The sequence below is a fragment of the Sinomonas sp. P47F7 genome (assembly GCF_049332655.1).
Taxonomy (GTDB): domain Bacteria; phylum Actinomycetota; class Actinomycetes; order Actinomycetales; family Micrococcaceae; genus Sinomonas.
The window spans coordinates 1,898,348-1,923,920 of sequence record NZ_CP186327.1 but is presented as its reverse complement, the minus strand read 5'-3'; the positions used below and the strand labels follow the sequence as shown (position 1 = coordinate 1,923,920).

The following is a 25,573-nucleotide window of genomic DNA, read 5'->3' as shown; positions in this document are numbered from 1 at the left end:
ATTACAAACGCCAGTGCAACTTCCAGTGTCGCCCTAGCCTGCCGGGGATGCAATGGGAGCTTCCATCAACGACGTTAGAACCGAGGGGAAGCGAAATCAAAGACCTCGGCCTTGAGCGTCACCGTGTCGGATCTACTCGTCGAAGTCCTCAGGCTCAACGTCGGCCAAGAACTCGCGGAAGCGACGCATCTCACGTTCCTCCTCGTCGGAGCTGGGTGCCGCCTCCTCCGTGCCTTCCTCGCTGCCCTCGGCGAGCTGCACGCCTGCCTCCTCGAGCACCGAGTCCGCGCACCAGATGTGGCAATTGACCCGCAACGCTACGGCGAGAGCGTCCGACGCGCGGGACTCGATGACGGTCCCGTCGTCGAAGCCGAGCTGGGCGTAGAAGACGCTGTCCTGCACCGCGACGATCGTCGCGCTCACCACCTGACGGCCCAGCCCGTGGACCACGTTGACGAGCAGATCGTGCGTGAGCGGGCGCGGCGGGACGACGTGCTGTTGGGCGAGGGCGATCGCGCTGGCCTCGGCCGTGCCGATCCAAATCGGAAGGTGCCGCTCCCCATGCTTCTCCCGGAGGAGCACGAGCGGCTGGTTGGACGGCAGCTCGATGCGCACGCCTACGACCTCGACTTCGATCATCACCCCTCCATTCTCGAAATCCGACCGTGCACCAAGGCCCGGTGCAAGGTCAGGCACAAATCGCTGATCTCCCGCGCCGTCTCCGCAGTTCGGGCGCGCGAGGCGTCGTCCCGCCGCGACGCAATGGGGGCGACGGCGCGCTCCACGAGCCCGAACTCACGCTCCGCCGCGGCGCGGAACGGCCCGAGGTGGCGCGGCTCGATGCCGTGCGACTCAAGCTGGACGCACGCGCGGGCCACCTGGAGCGCGTGCTCGTCGTAGCGCCCGTCCTCGGGCGAGATGAGCCCGTAGCTCCGCAGGGTCTCGACGAGGGTCGCGCTCGCGCCGGACTCCGCGCGCAGCTGCTCCTCGGAGAGCGAGCGCGAACGCGTGGTCCGCAGCTCGGCCGCCACGTCCTCGCTCACGGCCCGCGGCGAGAGCGTCAGGCCGCCGGGGAGGTTCTCGGGGCGTTCGCCGCGATCGATCGCGTCGAGATAGTCCTTGATGACCTTGAGCGGAAGGTACTGGTCACGCTGCAGGGCGAGGATGAAGCGCAGCCGCTCCACGTCGCCCTCGCCGTACTGACGGTAGCCCGCCGGGGTCCGCTGGGGCGAGATGAGCCCCTTCTCCTCGAGGAAGCGGATCTTGGACGCGGTCATGCTGGGAAAGTCCTCGGCCAACGCGGCCAGGACCTCCCCGATGTTGAGGGTTGTGGACCCCCGGCGCTCCGGATGAGAGAGTGCCATGCGCGCCCCCTAGGCGGTGTGCCTCACCGCGTGGCCCGCGCGGGGCTCATGTAGAACGTGAGCCGGAACTTGCCGATCTGCACCTCGGAACCGTTGCGGAGCGTCACGCTGTCCACGCGGTCGTGGTTGACGTAGGTGCCGTTGAGGCTTCCCGCGTCGACGACCTCGAAGGCACCGCTCGAGGTGCGGCGGAACTCGGCGTGACGGCGCGAGACCGTCACGTCGTCGAGGAAGATGTCCGCGTTGGGGTGACGCCCCGCCGTCGTCGCCTCCGAGTCGAGCAGGAAGCGCGCGCCCGCGTTCGGGCCCGTGTGGGCGATGAGGAGGGCCGAGCCGTGTGGAAGCGCCGCGATGGCGGCGGCCTCCTCAGCCGTCAGCTGCCGGTCCCGGGGAGGCTCCGAGACCACGGGTGGCAGATGGATCGATGTGGTCTCCGACGCTGAGATGTCGCGTTGCGTGGCCTCACCTGCGTCGAGCCCGCGACGCTCCTCGGTGCCCATCATTCCTCCTCTAAAGACGTACTACCCAGATGTCTACCCTACCTGCTGTTCGTACTGCGACGCACTGAGCAGATCCTCGACCTCCGCCGGGTCGTTGAGCTTGACATCGATGAGCCAGCCGTCGCCGTACGGATCCGAGTTCACGAGGGCCGGATCGCCGTCGAGCGCCTCGTTCCGCGCCACGACCGTGCCGGAGACGGGAGCGTAGATGTCGCTCACGCTCTTGGTCGACTCGACCTCGCCCACGACGGCGTTCGCGCTCACCTCGGTGCCGACCTCCGGCATCTGGACGTAGACGACGTCGCCGAGGGCGTCCTGGGCGAAGTCGGTGATGCCGACGCGGACGATCCCGTCGCCGTCGGCGACGGTGACCCACTCGTGCTCGGCGGTGTAGGAAAGATCGGCGGGGACGTTGCTCATGGGGGCTCGCCTTTCGTCGGGTTGGGAGCGCGCTGGCGCTTCCGTCAGGGCCGTGTCGCTGAAAGTATAGGCATAAGAAAACCACCGCTCAGGGCGCCTTTTTCTGCCACGATGGAGGGTGATGCGGCCTGCCTGCCCCGCGTGGCGGTCGGGCTGCGGAGCCGACCGGACGAAAGGCAGCCATGCCCGAACTTCCAGAGGTCACGGCGCTTGCGGCGTTCCTCGACGCCCGGCTCGCCGGCGCGACCGTGGACCGCGTGTTCATCGTGTCGCCCTCCGCCCTCAAAACCGCCAACCCGCCCTACACCGACCTCGTGGGGCGCTCCATCGAATCCGTGGGCCGGCGGGGCAAATACCTCGTGTTCCGCGTCGCACCCGACGGGTCTTCCGGGGAAGGCGCGGACGACGGCGGGGGCCGGCTTCTCGTCGTCGTCCATCTGGCGCTGGGCGGCTGGGTGAAGGTCCACGACAAGCTGCCCGAGGCGACGGCGGGCCGCGGCAAGGGATACTCCGCGGCGCGCTTCGGGTTCGTGCGCGGGGACGAGACCACGGGCATCGACCTGACCGAGGCCGGGACCTGGAAGCGCCTCGCCGTGTGGATCGTCCCGAGGCTCGAGGACGTGCCCGCGATCGCTGAGCTCGGCCCGGAGCCGCTCGAAGACGACTTCACGCTCGAGCGCTTCCGCTCGCTCCTCACCAAGCGCCAGCAGATCAAGGGGCTCCTGCGGAACCAGAAGGTCATCGCGGGGATCGGGAACGCGTACAGCGACGAGATCCTCCACCTCGCGAAGCTCTCCCCGTTCGCGGTCGCGTCAACGCTCGACGACGGCGAGACGGAGCGGCTCTATGCGGCCCTCCGCAGCATGCTCGAGGGCGCGACCGCCGAGGCGATCGGACGGCCGCCAGAGGACCTCAAGGACGAGAAGCGGGCCAGCATGCGCGTGCACCGCCGGACCGGAGAGGCCTGCCCCGTGTGCGGCGACACGATCCGCGAGGTCACCTTCTCGGACAGTGCGCTGCAGTACTGCCCCACGTGCCAGACCGGCGGCAAGCTGCTCGCGGACCGCACGACGTCCAAGTTCCTCAAGTAGACAGTGCATTCCGCCATGGACGCGACAGCCCCCACCTTCGCCGGCCCTCCCGCGGCCGTCCACCGGCCCACGAACACGGCCGAGGACGTTCTCACGCTCGTCGCCGGGGCGTGGCTCCTCACCGGCACGTACGTCGACGGCTGGGCCCACAACAACCTCCCCGACCTTGAGACGTTCTTCACCCCGTGGCACGCGATCCTGTATTCGGGATTCGCCGCGTGCGCGGTGTGGATCGCCGCCCTGACGTGGCGGCGCCACGCGCCTGGCACGCCGTGGATCTCCGCAGTCCCGGCTGGCTACGGCGCCGCCGCGGCCGGAGTCCTCCTGTTCCTGGTCTCGGGCGTGGCGGATCTCGCGTGGCACTCGGTGTTCGGAATCGAGCAGAGCATCAAGGCGCTGTTCAGCCCGTCCCATCTGGGCCTCGCGACCGGGGGCCTCCTGATCCTCGGGGCGCCTTTCGCCGCCGCCCGGCGCTCGTCTGGGCGGTCGTGGCCGCGGCTCGTCCCCGCGGTGGTGAGCGCGATGCTGTGCGGGATGGTCGGCGCGTTCATCCTCCAGGAGTTCGCCGTCTACGCGCGGCACGGCCTCATCCAGACGTTCGTGCCGACGGCGGGCGGGGCGCGGATCGTGGGCGAGCCGACTTCGTCGTCGATCATCGTCTCGCTCGGTTCGTTCTTCGTCTCCACCGCAGCGCTGTTCGTCCCGATGCTGCTGTTGTCGCTCCGCTGGCGGCTCGCCGCCCTCGTCCCTGCGGCGATGGTGTTCGTGCCCTCGGCCGCGCTTCAGGTGATGGTCGCGCTGCGGGACCCGTGGCTCCTCGCCGCGGCCGCGGTGGGCGCCGTGCTGGTGGGGCTCGTGTGGCTCGCGCTGCGGCCCGCACCGGACCGCCCCGGGCGACTCGTGACAGCCCTCGCGCTCGCGCCCATGGTGTTCTGGGCGCCGTACTTCGCGGCGGTTGCCCTCCACGACGGCGCGCTCAGCTTCTCCCCGGAGGTGTCGGGAGGAACGCTCGTGTGGACCGGGCTCGAGATGCTCGCCCTGACTGTCTTGGCGCGGCGTTCCGGAGCCAGTCGCGCCGACGCGGACCGCTAGATCCGATCGAGGAACGCCAGCGTGCGCCCCTCGAAGAGATCCGGGGTGTGGACCGTGCCGGAACGGCGGAGGCCGTCCGCGAACTCCACGACGCCGGGCGTGAGTCCGAGCGCGTGGTGAAACAGGACGACCTCCGCCACGGTGATTCCCTCTAGTGGCCGGCGCCGGTTGCGCTCGGGACGGTCTCCTCTCGGTCCACGTAGCCGTAGAGCTCGGGGAGGATGAACCTCGCGGCGAGGAAGCCGATGAGGGACAGGACCGAGACGGCCAAGGTCGCCCCGACCTTGCCCCACGAGGCGGTGATGATCGGGAAGATGAACGCGCCGAAGAACGAGGCGGCCTTGACGAACACGTACCCGAAGCCCGAGGCCGTGGCCCGGAACCGGGACGGGGCGACCATCGAGGTGATCGTCATGCCGTTCGAGGCGTCCCAGTAGTGGCCCCACATGAGCACGCACGCGCCGATCACGATGAGCCACTTGATGTCCGCCCCGAGCGCGAACGCGCCGATGAGCAGGCCCACGAACGCGAGCCCGAAGCCCCACATCGACACGCCGCGGTGGCCGATCCTGGTGATCATGATCGGGGCCACGAAGCCCGAGATCGTGGCCAGGACGTAGATCCCCGCGGTGACCAGGTTCGTGCCGGTGATGTTCGTGTTCGCGGCCGTGCCGACCACCCCGACCCCCGCGCTGACCAGGATCACGGGCAGGTAGAAGCCGAACGCGGTGAACTCCGCGCCCTGGCACGCGTTGGAGATCCAGCCGAAGATCGTGGCCCGGCGGCGGGTCCTGTCGGCCCAGATGACCTTGAGGAAGTCGCCGACCTTGGGCTTCTCGATCTCCACGTCCTCATTCGGGAGCATGTCCAGCGAATCGTTGAAGAGCTTCTGCGACACTTCCTTGGCCTTGACGAACTGCCCGCGCTGGATGAGCGACATGGGCGTCTCCGGCAGGTTCAGCCGGGCCAGCAGCAGGATCAGCGCCGGGACGGCACCGATGGCGAGGGCCACGCGCCACAGGATGGCGTGGTCCATGCCCGCGGCGTACATGATCGTGATGACGACGATCGAGAAGACCTCGCCGAGGCCGAACATGAACTGCCAGCGGCTGCCCATGACCTCGCGGGCGCCCTTGGACATCGACTCCATGATGTAGGCGTAGCCGTTGGAGATGTCGGAGCCGAGCGGGATGCCGATGAGGAACCGGATGATGATCAGGTCCCACACGCCCACTGAGAACCCTTGGACGATGGCGAGCACGATGAACAGGACCATCGTGAGGATGAACACGCGCTTGCGGCCCAGCCTGTCGGCCACGTAGCCGCCGATCAGCGCACCGAGCAGGGCGCCGCCCTGAACGCCCGCCGTCACGAGGCCCAGTTCCACGGCCGTGGGGTGGTACTCCGCCGAGATAAACACGAGCACGAACGAGATCGCATAGAGATCCCACGCCTCGATCAGGATCGTCGCGATCATCATCCAGCCGCCGCGGCGACTGGAGGTCGTTCCATTCTTGTTCAGCAGGACGTCGGTCGCCTCATCGGACAACCGACGAATAGTGGCCTGATCCATCTTCGCCCTTCGAAATGTGTGGCGTCGCGTGGCATTGCACGAGACGCCGTCGTCTCCGGTAGACCTTGCTCCCCCAAGCGTTCCGGTATCCGGAATGGTGTTCTAAAATCCAGAACCATCGGCCAGACTAGGACCGCGGTTGCGGACGGTCAAGGGTTACCCCTGGCTGGCGCAGCAGGGCACGGGTTGCACCCACAGAGCGGAGGAACATGGTTGAGGGCGAGCAGGCCTCGGGCCACAAGATCTTGAGCATGCTCGAGGCCCTCTCGGCCTCCGCCCAGCCGCAGCGCCTCGGCGAGCTCGCTGAGCGCACCGGGATGACGAAGCCGACCGTGCACCGGATCCTGGGAGTCCTCACCTCGGCGGGGTGGGCCCTTCAGCGCGAGGGCGGGTTCTACGGTCTCGGGCCCCGGGCCCGCGCGCTCGGTGGGATCGACGCGGGCTGGGGCGACGTCGTCGACCGCGCCATCCACGCGCTCGCCGACGCCACGAATCAGACGGTCCATGTCGCAGCCCTCGCGGACGGCGAGGCGCTCTACACGCACAAGGCGAGCGCCCCCAACGCGTTCATCATGAGATCGCGTGTGGGGCTCCGCATGCCCGCGCACTCGACCGGCGTGGGGAAGGCCATGCTCTCGACCCTGCCCGACGCCCGCGTTGTGGAGCTCCTGACTGCCCGAGGCATGGCCCCCCGCACCCCGGCCACGATCACCGACCTCGACGAGTTCCTCGCGGAGCTCGGCACGATTCGCAGCGTCGGCTACGCCGTGGACCGCGAGGAGAACGAGCAGAACGTCCGCTGCATCGCCCTGCCGCTCGACGTCGGGCCCAACGGGCCCGCGGGACTCAGCCTGTCCAGCATCACGTTCCTGACCCCCGAGGCCGAGCTGATGGCCATGCTCCCCCGCCTCGGCGAGACCGCCGCCGTCGTGGCGAAGGCACTCTCCTAGGGATCCTTCCTCACGCGACCGGCTCCCCCGCGACCGGCCCCTCCGTGTTCGGCTTCCAGCCGAGGGAGGGAGCCACGTGCTTGGCGAAAGCCTCAAGGATGTGAAGGTTGTATTCGACGCCGAGCTGATTCGGGATGGTCAGCATCACCGTGTCCGCGGCCATGACCGCCGAATCGCCCAGAAGCTGCTCGACAAGCTCGTCCGGCTCAGCGGCATACGTTTTTCCGAACGTCGACCGGAAGCCATCGATCACGCCCACCTGGTCGCCGTCCGGGCGGGTCCCGAAGTACATCGCATCGCGCGAGGTCACGATCGGGAAGACGCTCCGGCTCACCGACACCCTCGGCGAGCCCGCGTGGCCCGCGGCCTTGTAGGCGGCCCGGTACCGCTCGATCTGCTCGTGCTGGAGCACGTGGAACGGCACTCCGGCGTCCTCGGTGAGCAGGGTCGAGCTCATCAGATTGAGGCCCTGCGCGCCGGTCCACTCGGCCGTGTCCCGTGTTCCGCTCCCCCACCAGATGCGGTCCCGAAGCCCGGGCGAATGCGGCTCGACGTGCAGCCTCGTTCCTGCTGGCGCCTGCCGCGGGTCGGCCTCGGCGATGCCGACGCCGTCGATCGCCGAGAGGAAGAGCTCGAACTTGGACCGCGCGAGGTCTGCGCCGCGAGGGTCCACCGACCCCGTGTAGCCGAACGCCTCGTAGCCGCGGAGGGCGGGCTCGGGCGAGCCGCGGCTGATGCCGAGGGCGATCCGGTTCCCGGCGATCGCGTCGAGCGCGGCGGCCTCTTCCGCGAGCTGGAGCGGGTTCTCGTAGCGCATGTCGATCACACCAGTGCCCACCTCGATGCGCTTCGTGCGGGCGGCCATCGCGGACAGGAGCGGCATCGGGGACGCCTGCTGCCTCGCGAAGTGGTGGACCCGCACGTAGGCGCCGTTGACGCCGAGCTCGTCGGCACCGACCGCGAGGTCAATGGTCTGGAGGATCATGTCCGCCGCGGTCCGGGTCTCCGAGCCGCGGAACGGGCCGTAGTGGCCGAAGGAGAGGAAGCCGAATGCTTTCACGTCACACGCCAACCATCCGAGGCGCCGCGGAATTCCTTCGGTCGTGCATCGGCTCCGTCACTCCCCGATCTGCCCGTCAATCGACTCGCGGAGCAGGTCGGCGTGACCGTTGTGACGCGCATACTCCTCGATGAGATGGACCAGAACCCAGCGAAGCGACACGGCCTCGCGGCCCTCCCCATTGGCGTGGGTCGTCGCGAGCGCCGCCTGCTCGCCCTCGGCGAGCAACTCGTCAACGATCTCCTTCGATCGCTCGACGCGGCCGGCCCACAGCGCGCGGAGGCTCGCGCCGCCGTCGTTCGTTGCGCTGTGCCAATCCCAGTCGGGGTCCGCCTCCCAGTCGACTCCCGCCCAGGGTTCGGACATCTGCTGCCCCGCGAGGACCTCGGAGCACCAGGCGTCCTCGACGAACGCGAGGTGCTTGAGCATCCCGCCCAGCGTCATGGACGACGGCGGGAGCGTCACCCTGAGTTGTTCGTCGCTCAGCCCGCGGCACTTCCACTCAAGCGTCGCGCGGTGGTAGTCGAGGAAGCCGAGGAGCGTCGCGACCTCCTCCCCCGCGTACGGCGGCTCGGGACGGCCATGATCGTCGATGAGGATCTCCGTCATGGTGGCCACGGTACCGGAGCCGCGGCCGGTAGGCGCACCTCGCCTCGAGGGTCGGCGACAGGGCGGCAGGGCGTCACCCGGTCTGGGCAGCAAGCGCCGCGCGGATCACCGGGGCCGTGAGCGACCGGAACAACTCGTCGAGTTCGGCGGGGGCCAGGGCAAATCCGTTGGCCACCCACCAGCGCAGGCACGCCAGACAGCTGGCCACGGAATTGCGGGCCAGGAGATCCAGCGGAACGGCGAGGGGCCGGTCCGGCCCGATGAGGGCGCGCAGCTGTGCGGCGGCGGTGTCGTGCAGGACGGCTTCCAGTCGCGACATCACGGTGCCCGAGGCCTCATGGGCCAGCAGCGCAGTGAGAAGGGGGCGCTGGTCGGCGACGTGCTGGAAGAGCAGCTCGCTGAACGGCAGGGGCCGCTTGAGCGTCGGCTGGCGCCCCGCGCCGGCACTGTCGACGAGATCGCGCATCCCGGCGAGCGACTCGTCCAGCAGCTCGTCCTTGTCCGAAAAGTGCGCGTAGAACGTGGAGCGCCCAACATCGGCCCGATCGATCACGTCTTGCACGGTGATCGCTTCGTACGGGCGCTCGGCCATGAGGCCGAGGAGGGCTTGCGTGAGCGCGGCGCGGGTGCGGCGGATCCGACGGTCTTCGGTGCGAGTCATTTTCCCTCGTTTCGGCACGGCTTGATCCTGGTTCGTCCACAACTGGCCATCGCGGCGGGTTCTGTCGATTGCCGAGGAGCGTTGCCGGACGCTATGAAGTATATCGGACACCTTGTTCGATAACGTTCCCGGCCCTGCAACCGGGCCTTCACGCGAAGGAGCCACGATGCCTTCACTGGACACCGCGCGGTCACTGGACACCGCGCCGTCGGACGCCGTTCTCCGCGCCCGCGGGCTGAGGAAGGACTACGTCGTGGACGGCGCCGTCTTCCCCGCTCTCGCGGGGGTCGACCTGGAAATCTCGGCCGGGGAACTCGTCGCAGTGTTCGGCCGCTCCGGCAGCGGCAAGACGACGCTGCTCAACCTGCTCGCGGGCATCGATGTTCCAAGCAGCGGCGAAGTTGACATCGCCGGGACACGCGTAGACCAGCTGAAGGGGTCAGCCCTCGCGGCGTGGCGCGGCCGCTCGATCGGACTCGTCTTCCAGTTCTTCCAGCTCCTTCCCACGCTGACGGTCGTGGAGAACGTCATGCTTCCGATGGACCTGTGCGGCAGAGCCCCGGTGCGGGAACAGCGCGCTCGGGCCATGGCGCTGCTCGACCGCGTGGACATCGCCGATCAGGCTCACAAGCTCCCGGCCGCGCTGTCGGGCGGCCAGCAGCAGCGCGCCGCGATCGCGCGCGCCCTGGCAAACGATCCTCCACTCGTGCTCGCCGACGAACCGACCGGAAACCTGGACTCGGCGACGAGCGACCGGATCCTCGACCTGTTCGCCGAGCTCGCACGCGACGGCCGCGCGGTTGTCATGGTTACCCACGAACGCGACGTATCCCGCTGGGCAAGCCGCGAGGTGGCGCTGCTGGACGGGCGCGTCACCCGCGACCAGCGGCTCGTTCGGGCGGTGGACTGATGCGGCCCCGCTGGCGCAAGATGGCGCGAGATCTGTGGGCCGCGCGGGGGCGGACCGTGGCCATGATCGCGGCCATTGCCCTCAGCGTGGCCGCCGTCACCGCCTTCCTCGCCGCCGCATCGATCCTCAGCACCGAGATCGACGCGAACTACCGCGCGGCGAACCCGGCGTCGGCAACGCTTCACCTCACCGGACCCATCGGACCCGAGCAGCTCGCCGTCGCGCGCGCAACGCCCGGCGTGACCGACGCGGCGGCACGGTCGACGGTCGCCGCCCGCATCCGTGTGCAGGACGGGCCATGGCAATCGCTCCTGCTGTTCGTGAGCGCGGACGGCGACCCCCAACGGGTCGCGTCCGCACGCGTCGAAACCGGCAGCTGGCCGCCCTCTGCCCGCCAGCTTTTCCTCGAACGCACCGCCCTGCCGTTTCTCGGCGCGCACGTCGGCGGCCGCGTCGAAGTGCTCGCCCCGCATGGCCGCCTCACGACGCTCGACGTCGCCGGGGCGGTGCACGACGGCGGAGTCGCACCTGCCGATCAAGAGCGCACCGTCTACGCCCGGACGACGACGGCGGCGCTCGCCGAGATGGGCCTTCCGACGGGTCTCGACGAACTCGAGATCGTGGTCGGCGGACCGGGCGGCCCGAGCGGCGACGCCGCTCACCTTGAGGCCGTCGCCCAGGACCTTGCGTCTCGGCTCGGCGCAGCAGGGTATCCGACGGCGTCGATCGACGTGCCGCCGCCGCTACGGCATCCGCATTACGGCCAGATGGTCATGGTCGCCACCTCGATGCTGCTGTTCGGCGCGCTCTCCCTTCTGATGAGCTCGATCCTCGTGGCGGCGATGATCGGCGGCACGCTCACCGCCCAGATCCGTCAGATCGGCGCGATGAAGGCCGTCGGGGCGACGACGTCCCAGGTGTTCGGGATGTACCTGACGATGACCGCGGTGATCGCTGGTCTCGCGACGGCCATCGCCGTCACGCCGGGCTTGCTGCTGGGCCGATTCATCGCGGGCATTGGCGGCTCGATGCTCAACCTCGACATCGACTCGACCGCGATGTCGCCCCTCGTGATCGTCGTGGCGATCGCGACCGGCGTCCTCGTTCCCGTGCTCGTCGCGGTTCCCGCCCTGCTCCGCGGGACCCGCAGGACCGTCAGGGAGACCATCGACGATCACGGCACCGAACCCGTCGGCGCGACCGCCCGGCTCCTGACCGTGCTGCGCCGGCTTCCGCTGGGCCGCGACACAGCGATCGCGGCACGCGGACTGCTTCGCCGCCCGGGCCGGTTCGCCCTGACGGTGGGCATGCTCGCCCTCGCCGGCACCGGCGCGATCACGGGCCTCAACACGTCCATCGGCTGGGACCGTCTCGTGCAGAGCGGTCTCGACGCCCGCGCCTACGACGCCGAGGTTCGGTTCGCCGGTCCCGTCGCCACGGCGGCCCTCCGCGAGATCACGGACGCTGTCCCCGGCGTCTCGCGCTCCGAGCCCCTGCGAGCTCTGCCCGCGACTGTCCACGGCGCCGCGCCCGTCGACGTCGTCCACGTCTATCCCGATGACGCGCACGGCAGCCTCACGATGGTCGCCCCGCCGCCGAACGCCTCGTTCACCGCGCCGCCCATCGTGGCCGGGCGATGGCTGCGCGACGACGACGCGGAAGCCGTGGTCCTCACGACCTTGGCGGTCGCGCAACAGGCGCCGGCCGCCGTCGTCGGCGATCGCCTTGCCGTGACGGTCAACGGAAGGACGTCGAGCTGGACGATCGTCGGGATCGCGCAGGAGTTCGGCACCCAGGGAACGGCCTACGTCACGAGCGCCGAATTCACCGCGGCGAGTGGCACTTCCGCCGATGTGGCCACGATCCTTCGGCTTGGCGCGTCGGGGGCCACGCAAGCGGACCGAAGCCGCACCCTCGACGGGTTGACCACGGTCCTCGACGCCAAGGGGCTCCCAGTCGAACGAGCGTTCACCACCGACGCCCTCAGAGCGGCCCTCGACGGGCACGTCTTCGTCCTCGTCGAAGCGCTTTTCGTCATCGCGGCGATCATGGCGATCGTCGGGCTCCTCGGGCTCAGCACCTCGCTCAGCACGAGCGTCACCGAACGCACCCGCGAATACGCGATCATGCGCACGATCGGGGCTACGGGAGGATTCATCCGCAGCACGGTTGTCATCGAGGGCGTGCTCACCGCGGGCGCGGCGCTCGTACTCGCGATCGTCGCCGCGATCCCCGCGGGCGCCGCATTCGGCGTCTTCATCGGCCAGAACGCCTTCCGGCAGGACCTGCCCTTTACCTATGCCCCAGCCCCGCTGCTCATCTGGTCGTTGCTGAGCCTCGCGGGGGCGGTCGTCGCGACCATCGCAGCCGCAAACCGAGCGGCCCGCCTCACCGTCAGTCGGGCCCTCACGATCAGCTGAGCCGACAGGCCCAATCCCCCCTGCCGGCGACCGCCGGCGCCGAACGAAAGGAAGCCCCCACATGACCCGCCGCCGCCTTCGAATCGCTCTTCTGGCCGTCGCCGCCGTGATCCTCGTCCTGGCGACCATCCACTTCACCATCAACGGATTCCCAGAGCTCGGTTCGCTCAACCCACACGCCAAGTGACCGCCCAACGCAAGCCAGTCATCAGAACGTCCGACCCCAAGGAGCACCCCATGCCCATGCCCATCTCCACTCCCACAACGCAGCCGGCGCCCGTCGTCGTCGGTCGTTGGACCGTCGTCCCCGTCATCGATGCTGTCGGACCCGCCATGCAGGCCCGCGCCGCCTTCCCGGCTCTGCCGCCCGACGAGCTCACGGCCCTGCTCAGCGAGTTTGGCGATGCCCACTCGACTCCGGACCGCCGCCAGCTCGTCCTGGCCTCGCAGGGCTTCGCGATCCTCGGGCCTGGGCGCGTCATCCTCGTCGACACGTGCCTCGGCGGCCCTAAGGTCCCGGGCGGGACCGGCATGCGCGGGTTCAGCTCACAGTGGCTCGCATCACTGGAGGCGGCCGGGGCACCAGTGGAAGCAGTGGACACGGTGATCAACACTCACCTGCACCACGACCACGTCGGCTGGAACACCCACCTCGACGAGGACGGGGCCCAGACTGCCACGTTCCCCGCCGCCCACTATCTCGTAGCCCGCGCCGACTACGAGCACTTCGCCGGCTCCCCCGGGACGCCGCCACAGCGGCACATCGAGGAGTGCATCGCGCCGCTCCATCGTGCGGGCATCCTCGAACAGGTCACCGGCGAGGTGAGGATCGACGACGGCGTCCGGCTCGTTCCGGCGCCCGGCCACACGCCCGGGCACCTGCTCGTCGAGGTCTCGGGAGACGGGCGCCGGGTCCTGCTCGCGGGAGACCTCATCCACCATCCGCTTCAGCTGCGCCGCCCCGACGTCTCTGCCGCCATGTGCGTCGATCCGCACCGCTCGGCCGCGACTCGCCTCGAGGTGCTGGACCGCTACGCCGACACGGACACCGTGTTCCTGGCGAGCCACCTCCCGCGGGGCGGTGTGCTCCGCCGCGGCGGTGACGCGTTTCTGCTGGAGCCCGAAGGGCCGCTCCGCAGCCTCGTCTGAGCCCTTCGCGGGACCGCCGTGCTTCTCTGGTCAGACTGCCGGATCCAGGATCTTGCCGAGAACCTCGGACAGAAAGACGAGTTCTTCGTCGCTCAGACGGGACGCGAAGTGCTCCTCGATCGCCCGCAGGTAGACCGGGGCGGAACGGCGGAACTCGGACAGCCCTGCGTCGGTGATGACCGCGTACGCCGAGCGCCGGTCGTCTGGATGCCCTTCTTTGACCACGAGACCACGAGCAGCCAGTTCGTCGACGAGGCGGCTGACCCGCGACCGGCTCAGAACGACGCGTTCCGCGAGGTCGGTCATTCTGAGCCGGCCGTCGGGCACGGCTGCCAGTTCGAGCAGCACGTCGTACCAGGACAGCGGCAGCCCGGTCTTGCCCTGGACTGCTTTGTCGAGGACTGGGACGAGCGCAGCGTGCACACGGAGCAGTGCGCCCCAGGCGTCGGCGGCAAGCTTCCTGCGAGGTGGCATGGCGTCCACCCTACTCGGGATTGCGTGCGCACGCACGTATTCGTATAGTTGTGTGCGCACGCACCTAAAACCGAAAGGAAGGCACCCTCATGACAGAACTCATCGGCCGGGACGAACTCAAGGCGGCGATCGACTCCGGAACTGTGACCGTCGTCGACGCCCTCGGGGGCATGTACTACGAGCAGCAGCACCTTCCGGGCGCGCTGCCGCTCGTCGAAGCCGACGTCGCGGCACAGGCACCGAGCCTGCTGCCGGACAAGGCGGCGGCGATCGTCACCTACTGCTCGAACGAGACGTGCCCGAACAGCCAGGCCGTCGCGAACCTGCTGACGGCGGCCGGGTACAGCAACGTCCGCAAGTACAGAGAGGGCATTCAGGACTGGGTCGAAGCCGGTCTGCCGGTCGAGTCGGGGTTGTTCGCGCCCGCCTGACGCGTTCGCGCATTCCTGACCGGGGCCTCGCCGCTGACCACTGTGTCCGCGGCGGGGCCCCAATCCTTGCGGCCCGGCTCAGCCCTGCGTTGGGTGCTCGACGTCGAGCTCGACGCGTGACGCGGCGAACCGCGTGACGCCCAGCTGTAGCGGAGTGCCATCGGGCAAGGCGTCGAGTGCGCGGACCACGAGCACGACAGAGCCGGCGGGGAGCTGTAGCTCCTCGGCCTCCTCCGCCGTCGCATGCCGGCCGCCCACAGTGGTCGAGGCGCGCACATAGTCTTCGATGCCAAGTGCCCGCAGTGCGCCGGTGATTGTGCCTTCGGCAGCGAATTTCTCGGGAAGGCCCGGGACGAGCTCGGCCACGTACCATTGCGTTCCGCGCGAGATCGGGAGCCCGTTGACCGAACGGATCATCTCCATGCGGAGCGCAGGCCGGCCGCCCAGACGCAGCCTTTCGGCGATATGGTCGGGCGGTTCCGATTCGAGGGCCCAGTCCAGCAGGCGCCCGGACGCGGTGCCGCCCCTCGCGATGCTGTCGCTCAGTCGGGTCCGGGTGCCGATGCGGTGCACGAGCACTGTGTGGTCAGCGACGAAGGTGCCGCTGCCGCGGCGCGAGACCACGAGCCGTTCCGACGTGAGGGCCGCGATGGCCTGCCGGACGGTGTTGCGGTGAACCCCGAAGCGCTCGGCCAGTTCATTCTCGGAAGGCAGCCTCGTCCCCGGGGGGCTCGCTCCGTCGATGATCTCGCGGCGCAGCTCCTCGGCGATCAGCCGCCACGTCGAGTATCCACTCGGCGACCTGCTCTGCGTCGTCATCTCGTAGCCACCGCCATCTCGAAGCAACCCTATCGGAACGGTTTCAGCGGTTCCTCCGATGTTCTCTCATAAGTTCCCCGATTGTTCACCTAGGCCGCACATCCGGCGGGTAACGTGAAGTTATCTAGATATCTAGACAACTTCACGGAGGACGTGTGAGCCCACAGATGACGCAGCCCGGACCTACGAGCAGGCAGACCCAGCTTCGACAGAGCTGGATGCGTACGCTGGCGATGGCCAGCAGGCCGGCACTCGAGCGGGCCTGGGCCCACTGGGCTCCTCAGCCGGCCGTCGAGCTGATCCGTGGGCCTCAGGCCGGACTCGTCATGGTGCGCAGCCGCATCGACGCGGGCGGGGCTCGCTTCAACCTCGGGGAGGCAACGGTGACCCGGGCGACCGTGCGGCTGCACGGCGGCCCCCTCTCGGCCGACTCTGTCGGCAGCGCCTACGTGCTCGGCGCCGACCTTGAGCACGCGCGCCTCGCTGCGATCTTCGACGGGCTCCTCGCCGACGAGGGGCAGCACGACCGTGCTATGGCCAACGTCGTCGTGCCACTGCAACTGGCCCAGACCCAACGCGACGCCGCTCGCCGCGCCGAGGCCCGGACCACCCAGGTGGACTTCTTCACTGTCGCACGGGAGCACGAGTGATCGGCTCGGCGGGCCGCGCGCCCGCGATCCCCGCGCCCGGCTTTGTCGATCCCCCACGCGACGCGCAGCACGCGTTCCGCGCGGTCCTCGACGCGCTCGCCCGCCCCACTCGGAGTTTCCCGCTCAAGAGTCCCCCACAGCCTCCGGCAGCGCTCGGCCGGGGCCTCGCCGCCGTCGCACTGACCGTCCTCGACGAAGACTGCACGGCATGGCTCGGTGGCGATCTGGACGACCCCGAGGTCACGGCGTGGCTCGACTTCCACACCGGGGCACGACGCGTCGAGGCACACAACGCCGACTTCGTGTTCGCAACGCCCCGGTCCCTGCCGCAGCTCGCCTCGCTGCGGCTCGGGACCGACGAGGCGCCACACCTCTCGACGACCGTTGTGCTCGACGTGCGCGGATGCCAGGGCGCACGGCGCTTCAGCGCGGAAGGACCGGGCATCAACGGCGCGGCCGGGGTCGACGCGTCGTGGGCCGATGCCGCCTTCGCCGAGCAGTGGCGGCGAAACGCCGCCCTGTTCCCGCGCGGCGTCGATCTTCTGCTCGTCGATGCGGACGCGGTCTCTGCACTGCCGCGGACCACGCGGCTCACACCCACCCCCGACGGACAGGAGGACTGAGCGATGTACGTCGCGGTCAAAGGCGGAGAAAGAGCAATCGCCAACGCACACGCTCTCCTGGCGAAGGAGGGGCGCGGCGACGAGCAGGTTCCTGCAATCCCCCACGAGGCCGTCGCCGGCCAGCTCGCGGTGCTCGTGGCCCGCGTGATGAACGAGGGCTCCCTGTACGATCGGGAGCTCGCGGCCCGCGCCGTCCTGCAGGCTCAGGGCGACGTGCTCGAGGCGGTCACGCTCGTGCGTTCCTACCGCACGACGCTCCCGCGCTTCGGCTACACGCTTCCGGTCGACACGGCGCGGCTTCAGCCGCAGCGCCGCGTCTCGGCGACGTTCAAGGATCTGCCGGGCGGCCAGCAGCTCGGCGCGACCTTCGACTACACCCACCGCCTCTTCGCGGGCCGGGGCGTCGAGGAGGCGGCGCTGGGGGATGCGGCTGGCGGTACGGCCGACGGCGAGGCGATGCCGCGCGTCGCCGACCTGCTCGGCGCCGAGTCGCTCATGGAGCCCGAGCGGCCCGAAGGCTTCGACGACCCCGAGCCCGCAGACCTCACGCGGGAGCCGACGCTCTTCCCCATGAGCCGCGCGGAACGCCTCCAAGCGCTCGCGCGCGGGGACGAGGGATTCCTCCTCGGCCTCGCATACTCGACCCAGCGCGGCTTCGGGCGCACCCATCCGTTTGCCGGTGAGATCCGTGTGGGCGAGGTGGAGGTCGAGTTCGAGGCGCCGGAACTGGGCTTCGCGGTTCCACTCGGCCGCATCGAGGTCACCGAGTGCCACATGATCAATCAGTTCACCGGGAACGACGAAACCCCCGCCCAATTCACGCGGGGCTACGGCCTGGTCTTTGGTCGGGCCGAGCGCAAGGCGATGTCGATGTCCCTCGTTGACCGCGCACTCCGCGCCGACGAGTTCGGCGAGCGCATCGTGGCTCCCGCGCAGGACGAGGAGTTCGTGATCCACCACGCCGACAACGTTGAGGCAACCGGATTCGTGGAACACCTCAAGCTGCCGCACTACGTCGACTTCCAAGCAGAACTCGGCCTGGTGCGTCGGCTCAATGCGGAATTCCGGGAGCGGGTGGAGGCCGCGCCGGAGGCCGGCCCGCAGGAGATGGAGACGCAGGCATGACGGAGACGCAGACAACGCAGCCCGTCTACAACGTGGGCTACCTCGACGAGCAGACGAAGCGGATGATCCGCCGGGCACTGCTCAAAGCGGTCGCGATTCCCGGGTTCCAGGTGCCGTTCGCCTCGCGCGAGGTGCCCATGCCGCGAGGCTGGGGCACCGGCGGAGTGCAGGTCACGGCGGCAATCATCGGCGAAGACGATGTGCTCAAGGTCATCGACCAGGGCGCCGACGACACGACGAACGCCGTCTCGATCCGCGCCTTCTTCGCGAAGGTGACGGGCGCGAGCACCACGACGCGCACCGACGAGGCGACGATCATCCAGACCCGTCACCGCATCCCGGAGGGCGAGCTGACCGAGGGGCAGACGATGGTCTACCAGGTGCCGATCCCTGAGCCGCTGCGGTTCCTCGAACCGCGCGAGACCGAGACCCGGCGCATGCACGCGCTCGAGGACTACGGGCTGATCTACGTGAAGCTCTACGAGGACATCGCCAAGTACGGCCACATCGCGACAACGTACGCCTACCCCGTGATGGTCAATGGGCGATACCTCATGGACCCCTCCCCGACGCCGAGCTTCGACAACCCGAAGCTGCATCAGAGCCCGGCTCTGCACCTGTACGGCGCGGGTCGCGAGAAGCGCATCTATGCGGTGCCTCCGTACACGGACGTGGTCAGTCTCGGGTTCGAGGATCACCCGTTCGAGCCACAGCGCTTCGATCAGCCGTGCGCAATCTGCGGCTCGACCGGCGTGTACCTCGACGAGATCATCACGGACGATTCGGGCGGCGTCATGTACGCCTGCTCGGACACCGATCACTGCGAGCGAAAGGCGGCCGTATCGGCGGCCGCCTCGGAGGCATCCCCCCGCGCCGACGGGACTGACGAGACTCACGAGACCCAGGAGACGCACGAATGACGCTCGAGCAGCTCAGCTTCGGGGCCGACGAGCGGCCGCTGCTCGAGGTTCGGGGGGCGAGCCATCGCTACGAAGACCGCTATGGATGCCGCGACGTGAGCTTCGCCCTGTGGCCAGGCGAGGTCCTCGCCGTCGTCGGCGAGTCCGGCTCGGGCAAGTCGACGCTCCTGGGGACGCTCTCGCAGCGCCTCAAGCTCAGCGAAGGGAGCATCCGCTACCGCCTCGCGGACGGCGCCGCCGTCGAACTCGCCGAGCTCAGCGAGAGCCGCGTGCGCCGGCTATGGCGCACTGAGTGGGGCTTCGTGCATCAGAACGCCGCGGACGGCCTGCGCATGCACGTGAGCGCGGGCGGCAACGTGGGAGAGCCCCTCATGGCCACCGGATGGCGGCACTACGGCAAGATCCGCGCCGCCGCGGCCGAGTGGCTCGAACGGGTGGAGATCCCGGCGCATCGCATCGACGACACCCCGGCCTCGTTCTCCGGCGGCATGCGCCAGCGGCTGCAGATCGCCCGCAACCTCGTGGTCTCGCCGCGGCTCGTCTTCATGGACGAGCCCACGAGTGGTCTCGATGTCTCGGTCCAGGCGCGCCTGCTCGATCTGCTGCGGTCCCTCGTCGCCGAGCTCGGCCTCGCCGTCGTGATTGTGACCCACGATCTCGCGGTCGCCCGCCTGATCTCGCACCGCACTCTGGTCATGAAGGACGGGCGAGTGATCGAGTCCGGCCTCACCGACCGCGTGCTCGACGATCCGCAGGCCGCCTACACGCAACTGCTCGTTTCCTCGATCCTGCAAGGATGACCGTGACACGGAACAGCCCGATTTCCGCCGAGCCGACCCTCGCGGAGCCGATCCTCGCCGTTTCCGGCGTCGACAAGACCTTCACCATGCACCTGCAGGACGGAAAGCAGCTACCCGTGCTGCGCGGAGTGAGCTTCGAGGTGTACTCGGGCGAATGCGTCGTGCTCGGCGGCACGTCGGGCGCGGGCAAGAGCACGATCCTCAAGATGGTCTACGGCAACTACGCGGCCGACGGCGGGAGCATCCTCGTGAACGCGGGCGTCCCCGTGGATATTGCCTCGGCAGATCCGCGACGGGTCCTCGCGGCTCGCCGGCACTCGCTGGGCTACGTCAGCCAGTTCCTCCGGTGCGTCCCCCGCGTCCCGGCGATTCAGGTGGTCGCCGAGCCCCTCGCGGAGCGGGGGGTGAACAACGACGAGGCGCGTGACCGCGCCGCCGCGCTGCTCCAACGCCTCGCGATCCCCGAGCGGCTCTGGCCGCTCCCACCCGCGACCTTTTCGGGCGGCGAGCAGCAGCGCATCAACATCGCCCGCGGATTCATCACGGACCTGCCGCTCCTGCTGCTCGATGAGCCGACCGCGTCCCTCGACGCGGCCAACCGCGACGCCGTCGTCGAGCTCATCGCCGAGAAGCGCTCACGCGGCGTCGCGATGCTCGGGATCTTCCACGACGCCGAGGTATGCACTCGGGTCGCCGACCGCGTCATCGACGTCGAGCATTTCGCGCAGCTTCTCGAGGCGACGGCGTGAGCGGGCGGGTCGCGATCTACGCGGCGCCGGGCACGACGGCGGCCGACGTCGCCGGGGCGCGCCTGCGCGAGAGGGCCGAGGCGTGGCTCGGCAGGAGCGTCGCGGGATCCCCCGTTGCATCGGCCGCGCCCGAGGGATGGACGCGGGCCGCCGTCGACGAGATCACGGTTGACGCGCGCCGCTACGGATTCCATGGGACGCTCAAGGCGCCCTTCCGCCTCGCCCCCGGCCGCGGCCTCGACGAACTCGAGGCCGCCCTCTCACAATTCGCGGCCGATCGTCCCGCCGTCACGCTGCCCGAACCGTCCCTCGCGCGCCTCGGCCGCTTCTTCGCACTCGTGCCGGGAGCCCGCGCCGAGCCACTGCATTCGCTCGCCTCCGAGCTCGTGACCGCCTTCGACGAGTTCCGCGCCCCCGCCACCCCGGCCGAGATCGCGCGCCGCAATCCGAGTGCGCTGACCCGGCGGCAACGCGAGCTGTTCGACCGGTGGGGCTACCCCTACGTGCTCGATGAGTTTCAGTTCCACCTGACGCTCACCGACCAGATCGAGCAGGAGCGGCAGCCCGAGGTCGAGGCAGCGCTCCGTGCGTGGTTCGCGGGCTGCCTGGGCCGGACCATCCCGATCAGCTCCCTCGCTATCTTCACCGAGGCGGAGCCCGGCGCGCCTTTTGCTCTCCATTCGGTGCATCTGCTGCGTGCGCCGTTCGAACCCCTAGACCCGGAACGCCTGGCCCTCGCAGAAAGAACCCGATGAGCCCCGAAACCGTCCTCAGCAACGCCCGCATCGTCCTCTCAGACGAGATCCTGCACGGCTCCGTCCTGATCCGCGACGGATTGATCGCCGACCTCCAGCCCGGTGCGTTTCAGGCCGGCACAGCTGCCGCCGGCGAGGACCTTGACGGCGACTACCTCATGCCGGGACTCGTTGAGCTGCACACTGATCACCTCGAGTCCCACATCCAGCCGCGTCCCGGCACCCACTGGGACCCGGTGCCGGCGGTGCTCGCGCACGACGCGCAGGTCAGCGGGGCCGGCGTGACCACGGTCTTCGACGCTGTGCGCATCGGCTCGATGACCGGGCGCGAGGACGACGGCACGGCTCTGGCCCGAGAGATCGCCGAGGCGATCGGCTACGTGGCGGCGGCCAAGCTCACCCGCGCCGAGCATTTCATCCACGTCCGCTGCGAGGTCGCGGCTCCCAGCACGGTGGCCGAGTTCGAGTCGCTCAGCGAGGTCGCCGAGATCCGCTTGGCCTCGCTCATGGACCACACGCCGGGCCAGCGCCAGTACGCCGACGTCGAGGCTTTCCGAACCTACATGGTGGGCAAGGGCAAGCTCACCAACGAGGCGTTCCTGCCCTACGTCGACGAGCTCAAGAAGGTCGCCGAGGTGCACTCGGTGCCGAACCGGGCGGAGATCGCCCGCCTCGCGAGCGAGAGCGGCATCGCGCTCGCCGCGCACGACGACGCGACGATCGAGCACGTCGAGGAATCGGCAGGCTTCGGCGTCCTGATCTCGGAGTTCCCCACGACGCGCGTCGCCGCCCAGGCCGCCCGCGAACGCGGACAGCTCATCGTCATGGGGGCGCCGAACATCATGCGCGGCGGCTCGCAGTCCGGCAACGTCGCGGCGACCGAGCTGCTCGAAGCCGGCCTGCTCGACATCCTCTCGTCCGACTACGTGCCTGCGAGCCCCCTGCAGGCGGTGTTCCTGCTCGACGCCGAGGGCGCATTGCCGTTGCGCGAAGGGGCCAAGCTCGTCGCGGCGAACCCAGCACGCGCCGTCGGCCTCGACGACCGCGGCGTCATCGAAGCCGGCCTCCGCGCCGATCTGGTGCGCGTGTACGCCCACGACCTTCCGGCGTACCCGAATCGGCCGCAAGGGCACCGCGTGCCGGTGGTGCGGGGCGTGTGGCGCGAGGGGGCGCGGGTCTCGTGAGCTTTCCGTTCTCCTCGGGCACGGACGTGCAGAACCTCGTTCCAACCCTTGGGCCCGGGCCGTTCCTCGCCGTCGTGGGCGCGAGCGGCGTTGGCAAGGACGCCCTGATCTCCTACGCGCGTGAGCGTCTCGACTCCCGGGCGGCGAGCTTCCCGAGACGCGTCATCACCCGGCCGGCGAGCGCCGGCGAAGACCACGAGCCGGTCGCCGAGGAAGCCTTCGCGGAGGCCTGCGCGGGAGGTGCCTTCGCCGTGTGGTGGCGCGCGCACGGGCTCGGCTACGGCATTCCGGCGGCGGTCGACGACGAGATCCGTGCCGGGCGCGCCGTCGTCGCGAACGTCTCGCGTGGCGTGCTTGGCGCGCTCGCGGCGCGCTATGAGCGGTTCGTCGTGGTGCGGGTGACTGTCTCCGACGAGGTGAGGGCGCAGCGCCTTCGCGGCCGGGGACGCGAGGCGCTGCACGATATCGCGCAGCGCCTCGCGAGGGCCGACCCCGCTCCCCTTCACCCCGCGGACGTGGAGATCCGCAATGACGGCACTGTGGCCGAGGGCGGACGGGCACTCATGCAGGCGATCCTGGGCGCGGGCGACTAGCGGAAGACGCGGCGCATCCAGGTGGCAATGCCCTCGACCACGAGCACCGTGACAATCACCATGACCACAAGCGTCGTGACCTGGCCGTGCAGGGTGAGCACGGACGAGGCGTTCGTGAGGTAGAAGCCAATCCCGCTCCCGCCGACGATCCCGAGGATCGTGGCCGCGCGAATGTTCGTGTCGACGAGATACAGCGAGTTGCCGATGAGCGAGGGGACGCCCTGCGGCCAGGTCGCGGAGAAGTAGCGCTGCGAGCGGGTAGCACCTACGGCCGTGAGCGCGCGTTCCGGTCCGCTCGGCACCTCCTCGAAGGAGTCGGCGATGAGCTTCCCGAGCAGGCCGATGCCGCCGAACGCGAGGGCGACGACGCCCGCCTGGTTTCCGAGGCCCGTCACCATGATGAGGAAGATCGCGAGCACGAGCTCGGGAACGCCGCGGAAGATCACGAGGATCACACGGAACGTGTTCCGCACGGCCCCCGTCGGGGCCACATTGCGCGCCGCGAGCGATCCGAAGACGAGCGAGAACACGAGCGAGAGGAGGGCCGAGGCGAACGCGACCTCGATCGTCACGAGCAGCGCCTGCCCGAAATCGTCGAACGTGTACGAGCCGAGGCTCGGCGGCCAGAAGCTCTCGATCACGCGCGGCACGAACTGCCACTCCACCTGCGTGAAGTCGATGTCGCTCACGAACCACGCGACAACGATGACCGCGATGCCGATCACGGCCCACGAGGTGTCCCGCACGCGCTCGGGCGTCCACGGGCGGCGCAGCATCGCCAGGACCTCGGCGTCCCCGCGCGGGCCTGCCGCACGCGGAGCGGTCCGGGCCGCCGCATCCTGCTCAGCCGCTCGGTGCGCCGTGCGGTTCTTGGTGGCCGCGCGGACGATCCGGTCTCCGAGGCCCCTGCCCGTCGGCGCGACGCCGAGGAGATTGCGGCGGATCGTCGAGGAGGCGACCTCGAGGACCACACACATCATGAAGATGACGCACCCGATGCCGAGCCCGCGACCGTAGCCCTCCGGGAACTGGGCGAACGCGACCTTCATGGCGTACCCGAGGCCGCCGACACCCGCGTAGCCAAGGATCGCGGAACCGCGCAGGTTGATGTCGAAGCGGTGGAGCGCCGTCGCGATCCACGAGGGCAGGACCTGAGGGAACACCCCAGCCCAGAACTCCTGGGCGCGCGAGCCGCCCGCCGCGCGGATCGCGAGGCGCGGGCCGTCGTCGGACTGTTCAATCGCGTCGGCGAAGAGCTTCGAGATCATGCCGATCGAGTGGATGCCGAGCGCGAAGATGCCCGGGAGCGGGCTGCCGAGGGCGAACGTGAGCGAGAACGCGAGCGCGAGGACGACGTCGGGAACGGCGCGGGCGACGACGCCGAGCGCACGGCCCACGGGACGCAGCCACGGGGCGGGCGTCGTGTTCGCCGCCGCGAGCACGGCGACGGGGATCGATAGGAGCGAGGCGACGAGCGTGCCGAGCACCACGATGCCGAAGGTGATCCCGATGAGTGTGAACAGGTCCCCAGGTCCCGGGAGGCTCACCGGGTCCATGTGCGAGAAGACCTTGGTGGCGTTCGCGAAGCTCGTGGCCATGTTGTTCCACGAGAAGTCGAGGGTCGAAACCGACCACACGCCGAAGACGAGCATCGCGATGAGCAGCACGACGGCGGCGGTGCGCTCGAGCGGAAAGGGCCTGCGGGGCGCACGGCCCTCGATGTCGCGGGCGCCAGCGCGGGAGCTGGTGGGCTCGGCTGCGGTCGCCGTCACCGGAGGCCCTCTGCCCCGAGGCCGCCGCCGATCGCCCCCGAAGCTTCGGCCACGAGCTGGGCGTCCTTGAGCTCGCTCTCGATCGCATGAAGCTCGGCGGTCGACGTCGCGACGCGGCCGTAGATCTCCATCACCTGGTCCTTGGACAGGCCCACGGCTGGGGTGTCGAGGACGACCTCGCCGTGCCGGAGGCCCACGATGCGGTCGCCCCAGCCGAGGGCAAGGTCGACCTGGTGAAGGCTGCACACGACTGTCAGGCCGTCGTCGGCCGCGATCTCGCGGATGAGGCGCATGACCGACTCACTCGACTCGGGGTCGAGGCTCGCGACGGGCTCGTCCGCGAGGAGGATCTCGGGGCGCTGCATGAGGGCGCGGGCGATCGCGACGCGCTGCTGCTGGCCACCGGAGAGCTGGTCGGCGCGCTGGTACGCCTTCTCGAGCAGGCCCACGCGGTCCAGGTGCGTGAGGGCCTCGAGGCGGAGTTTCCTGGGGTAGGCCCACAGGCCCAGACGCGGGCCCTTGAGCTGGGCGAGGGCGCCGGTGAGGACGTTCTCGAGCACCGTGAGGGAGGCCACGAGCTCGAACTGCTGGAAGATCATGGCCATCCGGGCGCGCATCTGGCGCAGTTCTCGGGCCTTGAGGGCCGGGACGTTCCGGCCGAGGACCTCGACGGAGCCCGAGGTAGGCGTCTCGAGGCCGTCGAGATGGCGCAGGAGGGTCGACTTGCCGGACCCCGAGAGACCGAGCAGCACGACGACCTCTCCACGCTGGACCGTGAGGTCGACGCTGCTCAGGGCGCGCGTGGAACCGAAGTCCTTCGTGACTCCGGAAAGCCGGACCACGGGTGAAGCAGTAGGAGAGGTCGTCGTGCTGTTCATG

30 protein-coding genes are annotated in these 25,573 nt (G+C 69.6%); 17 read left to right on the top strand and 13 right to left on the bottom strand.

Translation table 11 applies throughout. The annotated features are described in order from the left end of the window. Positions 1-132: 132 nt before the first annotated feature. From ACOKR1_RS09080 to gcvH, 4 genes are read right to left on the bottom strand one after another with little or no spacing between them, the layout of a single operon-like run. Positions 133-639, bottom strand: a complete 507-nt coding sequence (locus ACOKR1_RS09080; protein ID WP_422936590.1) for a bifunctional nuclease family protein — start codon at positions 637-639, stop codon at positions 133-135. Continuing rightward, a complete protein-coding gene (locus ACOKR1_RS09075; protein ID WP_422936327.1) occupies positions 639-1,364 on the bottom strand; it encodes a MerR family transcriptional regulator in 726 nt (241 codons plus the stop codon). Before ACOKR1_RS09075 ends, ACOKR1_RS09080 begins: the two co-directional genes overlap by 1 nt. Positions 1,365-1,387: 23 nt before the next feature. After that, entirely contained in the window at positions 1,388-1,864 is a 477-nt protein-coding gene (locus tag ACOKR1_RS09070) for an FHA domain-containing protein (protein WP_422936589.1), read from the bottom strand. Between the two features lie 33 nt (positions 1,865-1,897). Continuing rightward, on the bottom strand, positions 1,898-2,284 hold the full coding sequence (gene gcvH, locus ACOKR1_RS09065; protein ID WP_415853960.1) for a glycine cleavage system protein GcvH: 387 nt from the start codon (positions 2,282-2,284) through the stop codon (positions 1,898-1,900). Positions 2,285-2,466: 182 nt separating this feature from the next. Between gcvH and ACOKR1_RS09060 the strand changes: the two genes are divergently transcribed. Continuing rightward, positions 2,467-3,375 (top strand): Fpg/Nei family DNA glycosylase, encoded by a 909-nt coding sequence (locus ACOKR1_RS09060; protein WP_422936326.1) that lies wholly within the window; start codon positions 2,467-2,469, stop codon positions 3,373-3,375. A 15-nt stretch (positions 3,376-3,390) separates the two neighbouring features. Next, on the top strand, positions 3,391-4,467 hold the full coding sequence (locus ACOKR1_RS09055; protein WP_422936325.1) for a hypothetical protein: 1,077 nt from the start codon (positions 3,391-3,393) through the stop codon (positions 4,465-4,467). Here the strand turns inward: ACOKR1_RS09055 and ACOKR1_RS09050 are convergent. Together ACOKR1_RS09050 and ACOKR1_RS09045 are read right to left on the bottom strand one after the other, a co-directional pair. Next, positions 4,464-4,607, bottom strand: a complete 144-nt coding sequence (locus tag ACOKR1_RS09050) for a hypothetical protein (RefSeq protein ID WP_422936324.1) — start codon at positions 4,605-4,607, stop codon at positions 4,464-4,466. The genes ACOKR1_RS09055 and ACOKR1_RS09050 overlap by 4 nt on opposite strands. An 11-nt stretch (positions 4,608-4,618) precedes the next feature. After that, positions 4,619-6,040 carry an MFS transporter gene (locus ACOKR1_RS09045; RefSeq protein WP_422936323.1) on the bottom strand — a complete coding sequence of 474 codons (1,422 nt, stop codon included), beginning with the start codon at positions 6,038-6,040 and terminating at the stop codon, positions 4,619-4,621. A 209-nt stretch (positions 6,041-6,249) separates the two neighbouring features. Between ACOKR1_RS09045 and ACOKR1_RS09040 the strand changes: the two genes are divergently transcribed. Next, positions 6,250-6,990, top strand: coding sequence for an IclR family transcriptional regulator (locus tag ACOKR1_RS09040; protein WP_422936322.1), 741 nt, complete (start codon positions 6,250-6,252; stop codon positions 6,988-6,990). Positions 6,991-7,000: 10 nt separating this feature from the next. Here the strand turns inward: ACOKR1_RS09040 and ACOKR1_RS09035 are convergent, their stop codons facing one another. The 3 genes from ACOKR1_RS09035 to ACOKR1_RS09025 form a co-directional block, all read right to left on the bottom strand. Beyond that, positions 7,001-8,050: an LLM class flavin-dependent oxidoreductase gene (locus ACOKR1_RS09035; RefSeq protein ID WP_422936321.1), complete on the bottom strand. Its 1,050-nt coding sequence runs from the start codon at positions 8,048-8,050 to the stop codon at positions 7,001-7,003. 57 nt (positions 8,051-8,107) lie between these two features. Next, positions 8,108-8,659 carry a DinB family protein gene (locus ACOKR1_RS09030; RefSeq protein ID WP_422936320.1) on the bottom strand — a complete coding sequence of 184 codons (552 nt, stop codon included), beginning with the start codon at positions 8,657-8,659 and terminating at the stop codon, positions 8,108-8,110. A gap of 73 nt (positions 8,660-8,732) precedes the next feature. After that, positions 8,733-9,320 (bottom strand): TetR/AcrR family transcriptional regulator, encoded by a 588-nt coding sequence (locus ACOKR1_RS09025; RefSeq protein ID WP_422936319.1) that lies wholly within the window; start codon positions 9,318-9,320, stop codon positions 8,733-8,735. A gap of 166 nt (positions 9,321-9,486) precedes the next feature. On the opposite strand from ACOKR1_RS09025, the gene ACOKR1_RS09020 reads away from it, so the two are divergent. The 4 genes from ACOKR1_RS09020 to ACOKR1_RS09005 all read left to right on the top strand — a co-directional run bounded on the left by ACOKR1_RS09020 (position 9,487) and on the right by ACOKR1_RS09005 (position 13,799). Then, positions 9,487-10,230: an ABC transporter ATP-binding protein gene (locus ACOKR1_RS09020; protein ID WP_422936318.1), complete on the top strand. Its 744-nt coding sequence runs from the start codon at positions 9,487-9,489 to the stop codon at positions 10,228-10,230. A gap of 20 nt (positions 10,231-10,250) precedes the next feature. After that, positions 10,251-12,650, top strand: a complete 2,400-nt coding sequence (locus tag ACOKR1_RS09015; RefSeq protein WP_422936317.1) for an FtsX-like permease family protein — start codon at positions 10,251-10,253, stop codon at positions 12,648-12,650. Between the two features lie 61 nt (positions 12,651-12,711). Continuing rightward, positions 12,712-12,837, top strand: a complete 126-nt coding sequence (locus ACOKR1_RS09010) for a hypothetical protein (protein ID WP_422936316.1) — start codon at positions 12,712-12,714, stop codon at positions 12,835-12,837. 50 nt (positions 12,838-12,887) lie between these two features. After that, positions 12,888-13,799, top strand: coding sequence for an MBL fold metallo-hydrolase (locus ACOKR1_RS09005; RefSeq protein WP_422936315.1), 912 nt, complete (start codon positions 12,888-12,890; stop codon positions 13,797-13,799). Between the two features lie 30 nt (positions 13,800-13,829). Here ACOKR1_RS09005 and ACOKR1_RS09000 read toward each other — a convergent pair whose 3' ends face one another. Continuing rightward, complete coding sequence (locus ACOKR1_RS09000; protein WP_422936314.1) at positions 13,830-14,273, bottom strand: MarR family winged helix-turn-helix transcriptional regulator; 444 nt, start codon at positions 14,271-14,273, stop codon at positions 13,830-13,832. 89 nt (positions 14,274-14,362) lie between these two features. Between ACOKR1_RS09000 and ACOKR1_RS08995 the strand changes: the two genes are divergently transcribed. Next, entirely contained in the window at positions 14,363-14,704 is a 342-nt protein-coding gene (locus tag ACOKR1_RS08995) for a rhodanese-like domain-containing protein (protein ID WP_422936313.1), read from the top strand. 78 nt (positions 14,705-14,782) lie between these two features. On the opposite strand, the gene phnF is transcribed toward ACOKR1_RS08995, so the two are convergent. Continuing rightward, positions 14,783-15,523: a phosphonate metabolism transcriptional regulator PhnF gene (phnF, locus tag ACOKR1_RS08990; protein ID WP_422936312.1), complete on the bottom strand. Its 741-nt coding sequence runs from the start codon at positions 15,521-15,523 to the stop codon at positions 14,783-14,785. Between the two features lie 167 nt (positions 15,524-15,690). Between phnF and phnG the strand changes: the two genes are divergently transcribed. The 9 genes from phnG to phnN are packed head-to-tail and all read left to right on the top strand — an operon-like array spanning position 15,691 to position 22,922. Beyond that, a complete protein-coding gene (phnG, locus tag ACOKR1_RS08985) occupies positions 15,691-16,173 on the top strand; it encodes a phosphonate C-P lyase system protein PhnG (RefSeq protein WP_422936588.1) in 483 nt (160 codons plus the stop codon). Further along, on the top strand, positions 16,170-16,796 hold the full coding sequence (gene phnH, locus ACOKR1_RS08980; protein ID WP_422936311.1) for a phosphonate C-P lyase system protein PhnH: 627 nt from the start codon (positions 16,170-16,172) through the stop codon (positions 16,794-16,796). The genes phnG and phnH overlap by 4 nt, the downstream gene beginning before the upstream one ends. A gap of 3 nt (positions 16,797-16,799) precedes the next feature. Beyond that, on the top strand, positions 16,800-17,921 hold the full coding sequence (locus tag ACOKR1_RS08975; protein ID WP_422936310.1) for a carbon-phosphorus lyase complex subunit PhnI: 1,122 nt from the start codon (positions 16,800-16,802) through the stop codon (positions 17,919-17,921). Then, the gene (locus ACOKR1_RS08970; RefSeq protein WP_422936309.1) at positions 17,918-18,841 is read left to right on the top strand and encodes an alpha-D-ribose 1-methylphosphonate 5-phosphate C-P-lyase PhnJ; all 924 of its coding nucleotides are present in this window, start codon (positions 17,918-17,920) and stop codon (positions 18,839-18,841) included. The genes ACOKR1_RS08975 and ACOKR1_RS08970 overlap by 4 nt, the downstream gene beginning before the upstream one ends. Continuing rightward, the gene (gene phnK / locus ACOKR1_RS08965; protein ID WP_422936308.1) at positions 18,838-19,641 is read left to right on the top strand and encodes a phosphonate C-P lyase system protein PhnK; all 804 of its coding nucleotides are present in this window, start codon (positions 18,838-18,840) and stop codon (positions 19,639-19,641) included. Before ACOKR1_RS08970 ends, phnK begins: the two co-directional genes overlap by 4 nt. Before the next feature lie 2 nt (positions 19,642-19,643). Beyond that, on the top strand, positions 19,644-20,390 hold the full coding sequence (gene phnL / locus ACOKR1_RS08960) for a phosphonate C-P lyase system protein PhnL (RefSeq protein WP_422936307.1): 747 nt from the start codon (positions 19,644-19,646) through the stop codon (positions 20,388-20,390). After that, complete coding sequence (locus ACOKR1_RS08955; protein WP_422936306.1) at positions 20,387-21,145, top strand: DUF1045 domain-containing protein; 759 nt, start codon at positions 20,387-20,389, stop codon at positions 21,143-21,145. The genes phnL and ACOKR1_RS08955 overlap by 4 nt, the downstream gene beginning before the upstream one ends. After that, complete coding sequence (locus ACOKR1_RS08950; RefSeq protein ID WP_422936305.1) at positions 21,142-22,329, top strand: alpha-D-ribose 1-methylphosphonate 5-triphosphate diphosphatase; 1,188 nt, start codon at positions 21,142-21,144, stop codon at positions 22,327-22,329. Before ACOKR1_RS08955 ends, ACOKR1_RS08950 begins: the two co-directional genes overlap by 4 nt. Beyond that, complete coding sequence (gene phnN / locus ACOKR1_RS08945; protein WP_422936304.1) at positions 22,326-22,922, top strand: phosphonate metabolism protein/1,5-bisphosphokinase (PRPP-forming) PhnN; 597 nt, start codon at positions 22,326-22,328, stop codon at positions 22,920-22,922. The genes ACOKR1_RS08950 and phnN overlap by 4 nt, the downstream gene beginning before the upstream one ends. Here phnN and ACOKR1_RS08940 read toward each other — a convergent pair. Next, positions 22,919-24,694, bottom strand: a complete 1,776-nt coding sequence (locus ACOKR1_RS08940; protein ID WP_422936303.1) for a PhnE/PtxC family ABC transporter permease — start codon at positions 24,692-24,694, stop codon at positions 22,919-22,921. The genes phnN and ACOKR1_RS08940 overlap by 4 nt on opposite strands. Continuing rightward, positions 24,691-25,572, bottom strand: coding sequence for a phosphonate ABC transporter ATP-binding protein (gene phnC, locus ACOKR1_RS08935; RefSeq protein ID WP_422936302.1), 882 nt, complete (start codon positions 25,570-25,572; stop codon positions 24,691-24,693). The genes ACOKR1_RS08940 and phnC overlap by 4 nt, the downstream gene beginning before the upstream one ends. Between the last annotated feature and the right edge of the window lies 1 nt (position 25,573).

Coding starts and splice junctions, on each gene's coding strand:
- ACOKR1_RS09080 (WP_422936590.1), bottom strand. CDS start 639: ATGATCGAAGTCGAGGTCGTAGGCGTGCGCATCGAGCTGCCGTCCAAC.
- ACOKR1_RS09075 (WP_422936327.1), bottom strand. CDS start 1,364: ATGGCACTCTCTCATCCGGAGCGCCGGGGGTCCACAACCCTCAACATC.
- ACOKR1_RS09070 (WP_422936589.1), bottom strand. CDS start 1,864: ATGGGCACCGAGGAGCGTCGCGGGCTCGACGCAGGTGAGGCCACGCAA.
- gcvH (WP_415853960.1), bottom strand. CDS start 2,284: ATGAGCAACGTCCCCGCCGATCTTTCCTACACCGCCGAGCACGAGTGG.
- ACOKR1_RS09060 (WP_422936326.1), top strand. CDS start 2,467: ATGCCCGAACTTCCAGAGGTCACGGCGCTTGCGGCGTTCCTCGACGCC.
- ACOKR1_RS09055 (WP_422936325.1), top strand. CDS start 3,391: ATGGACGCGACAGCCCCCACCTTCGCCGGCCCTCCCGCGGCCGTCCAC.
- ACOKR1_RS09045 (WP_422936323.1), bottom strand. CDS start 6,040: ATGGATCAGGCCACTATTCGTCGGTTGTCCGATGAGGCGACCGACGTC.
- ACOKR1_RS09040 (WP_422936322.1), top strand. CDS start 6,250: ATGGTTGAGGGCGAGCAGGCCTCGGGCCACAAGATCTTGAGCATGCTC.
- ACOKR1_RS09030 (WP_422936320.1), bottom strand. CDS start 8,659: ATGACGGAGATCCTCATCGACGATCATGGCCGTCCCGAGCCGCCGTAC.
- ACOKR1_RS09025 (WP_422936319.1), bottom strand. CDS start 9,320: ATGACTCGCACCGAAGACCGTCGGATCCGCCGCACCCGCGCCGCGCTC.
- ACOKR1_RS09020 (WP_422936318.1), top strand. CDS start 9,487: ATGCCTTCACTGGACACCGCGCGGTCACTGGACACCGCGCCGTCGGAC.
- ACOKR1_RS09015 (WP_422936317.1), top strand. CDS start 10,251: ATGGCGCGAGATCTGTGGGCCGCGCGGGGGCGGACCGTGGCCATGATC.
- ACOKR1_RS09010 (WP_422936316.1), top strand. CDS start 12,712: ATGACCCGCCGCCGCCTTCGAATCGCTCTTCTGGCCGTCGCCGCCGTG.
- ACOKR1_RS09005 (WP_422936315.1), top strand. CDS start 12,888: ATGCCCATGCCCATCTCCACTCCCACAACGCAGCCGGCGCCCGTCGTC.
- ACOKR1_RS09000 (WP_422936314.1), bottom strand. CDS start 14,273: ATGCCACCTCGCAGGAAGCTTGCCGCCGACGCCTGGGGCGCACTGCTC.
- ACOKR1_RS08995 (WP_422936313.1), top strand. CDS start 14,363: ATGACAGAACTCATCGGCCGGGACGAACTCAAGGCGGCGATCGACTCC.
- phnF (WP_422936312.1), bottom strand. CDS start 15,523: ATGACGACGCAGAGCAGGTCGCCGAGTGGATACTCGACGTGGCGGCTG.
- phnG (WP_422936588.1), top strand. CDS start 15,691: ATGACGCAGCCCGGACCTACGAGCAGGCAGACCCAGCTTCGACAGAGC.
- ACOKR1_RS08975 (WP_422936310.1), top strand. CDS start 16,800: ATGTACGTCGCGGTCAAAGGCGGAGAAAGAGCAATCGCCAACGCACAC.
- ACOKR1_RS08970 (WP_422936309.1), top strand. CDS start 17,918: ATGACGGAGACGCAGACAACGCAGCCCGTCTACAACGTGGGCTACCTC.
- phnK (WP_422936308.1), top strand. CDS start 18,838: ATGACGCTCGAGCAGCTCAGCTTCGGGGCCGACGAGCGGCCGCTGCTC.
- ACOKR1_RS08950 (WP_422936305.1), top strand. CDS start 21,142: ATGAGCCCCGAAACCGTCCTCAGCAACGCCCGCATCGTCCTCTCAGAC.
- phnC (WP_422936302.1), bottom strand. CDS start 25,572: ATGAACAGCACGACGACCTCTCCTACTGCTTCACCCGTGGTCCGGCTT.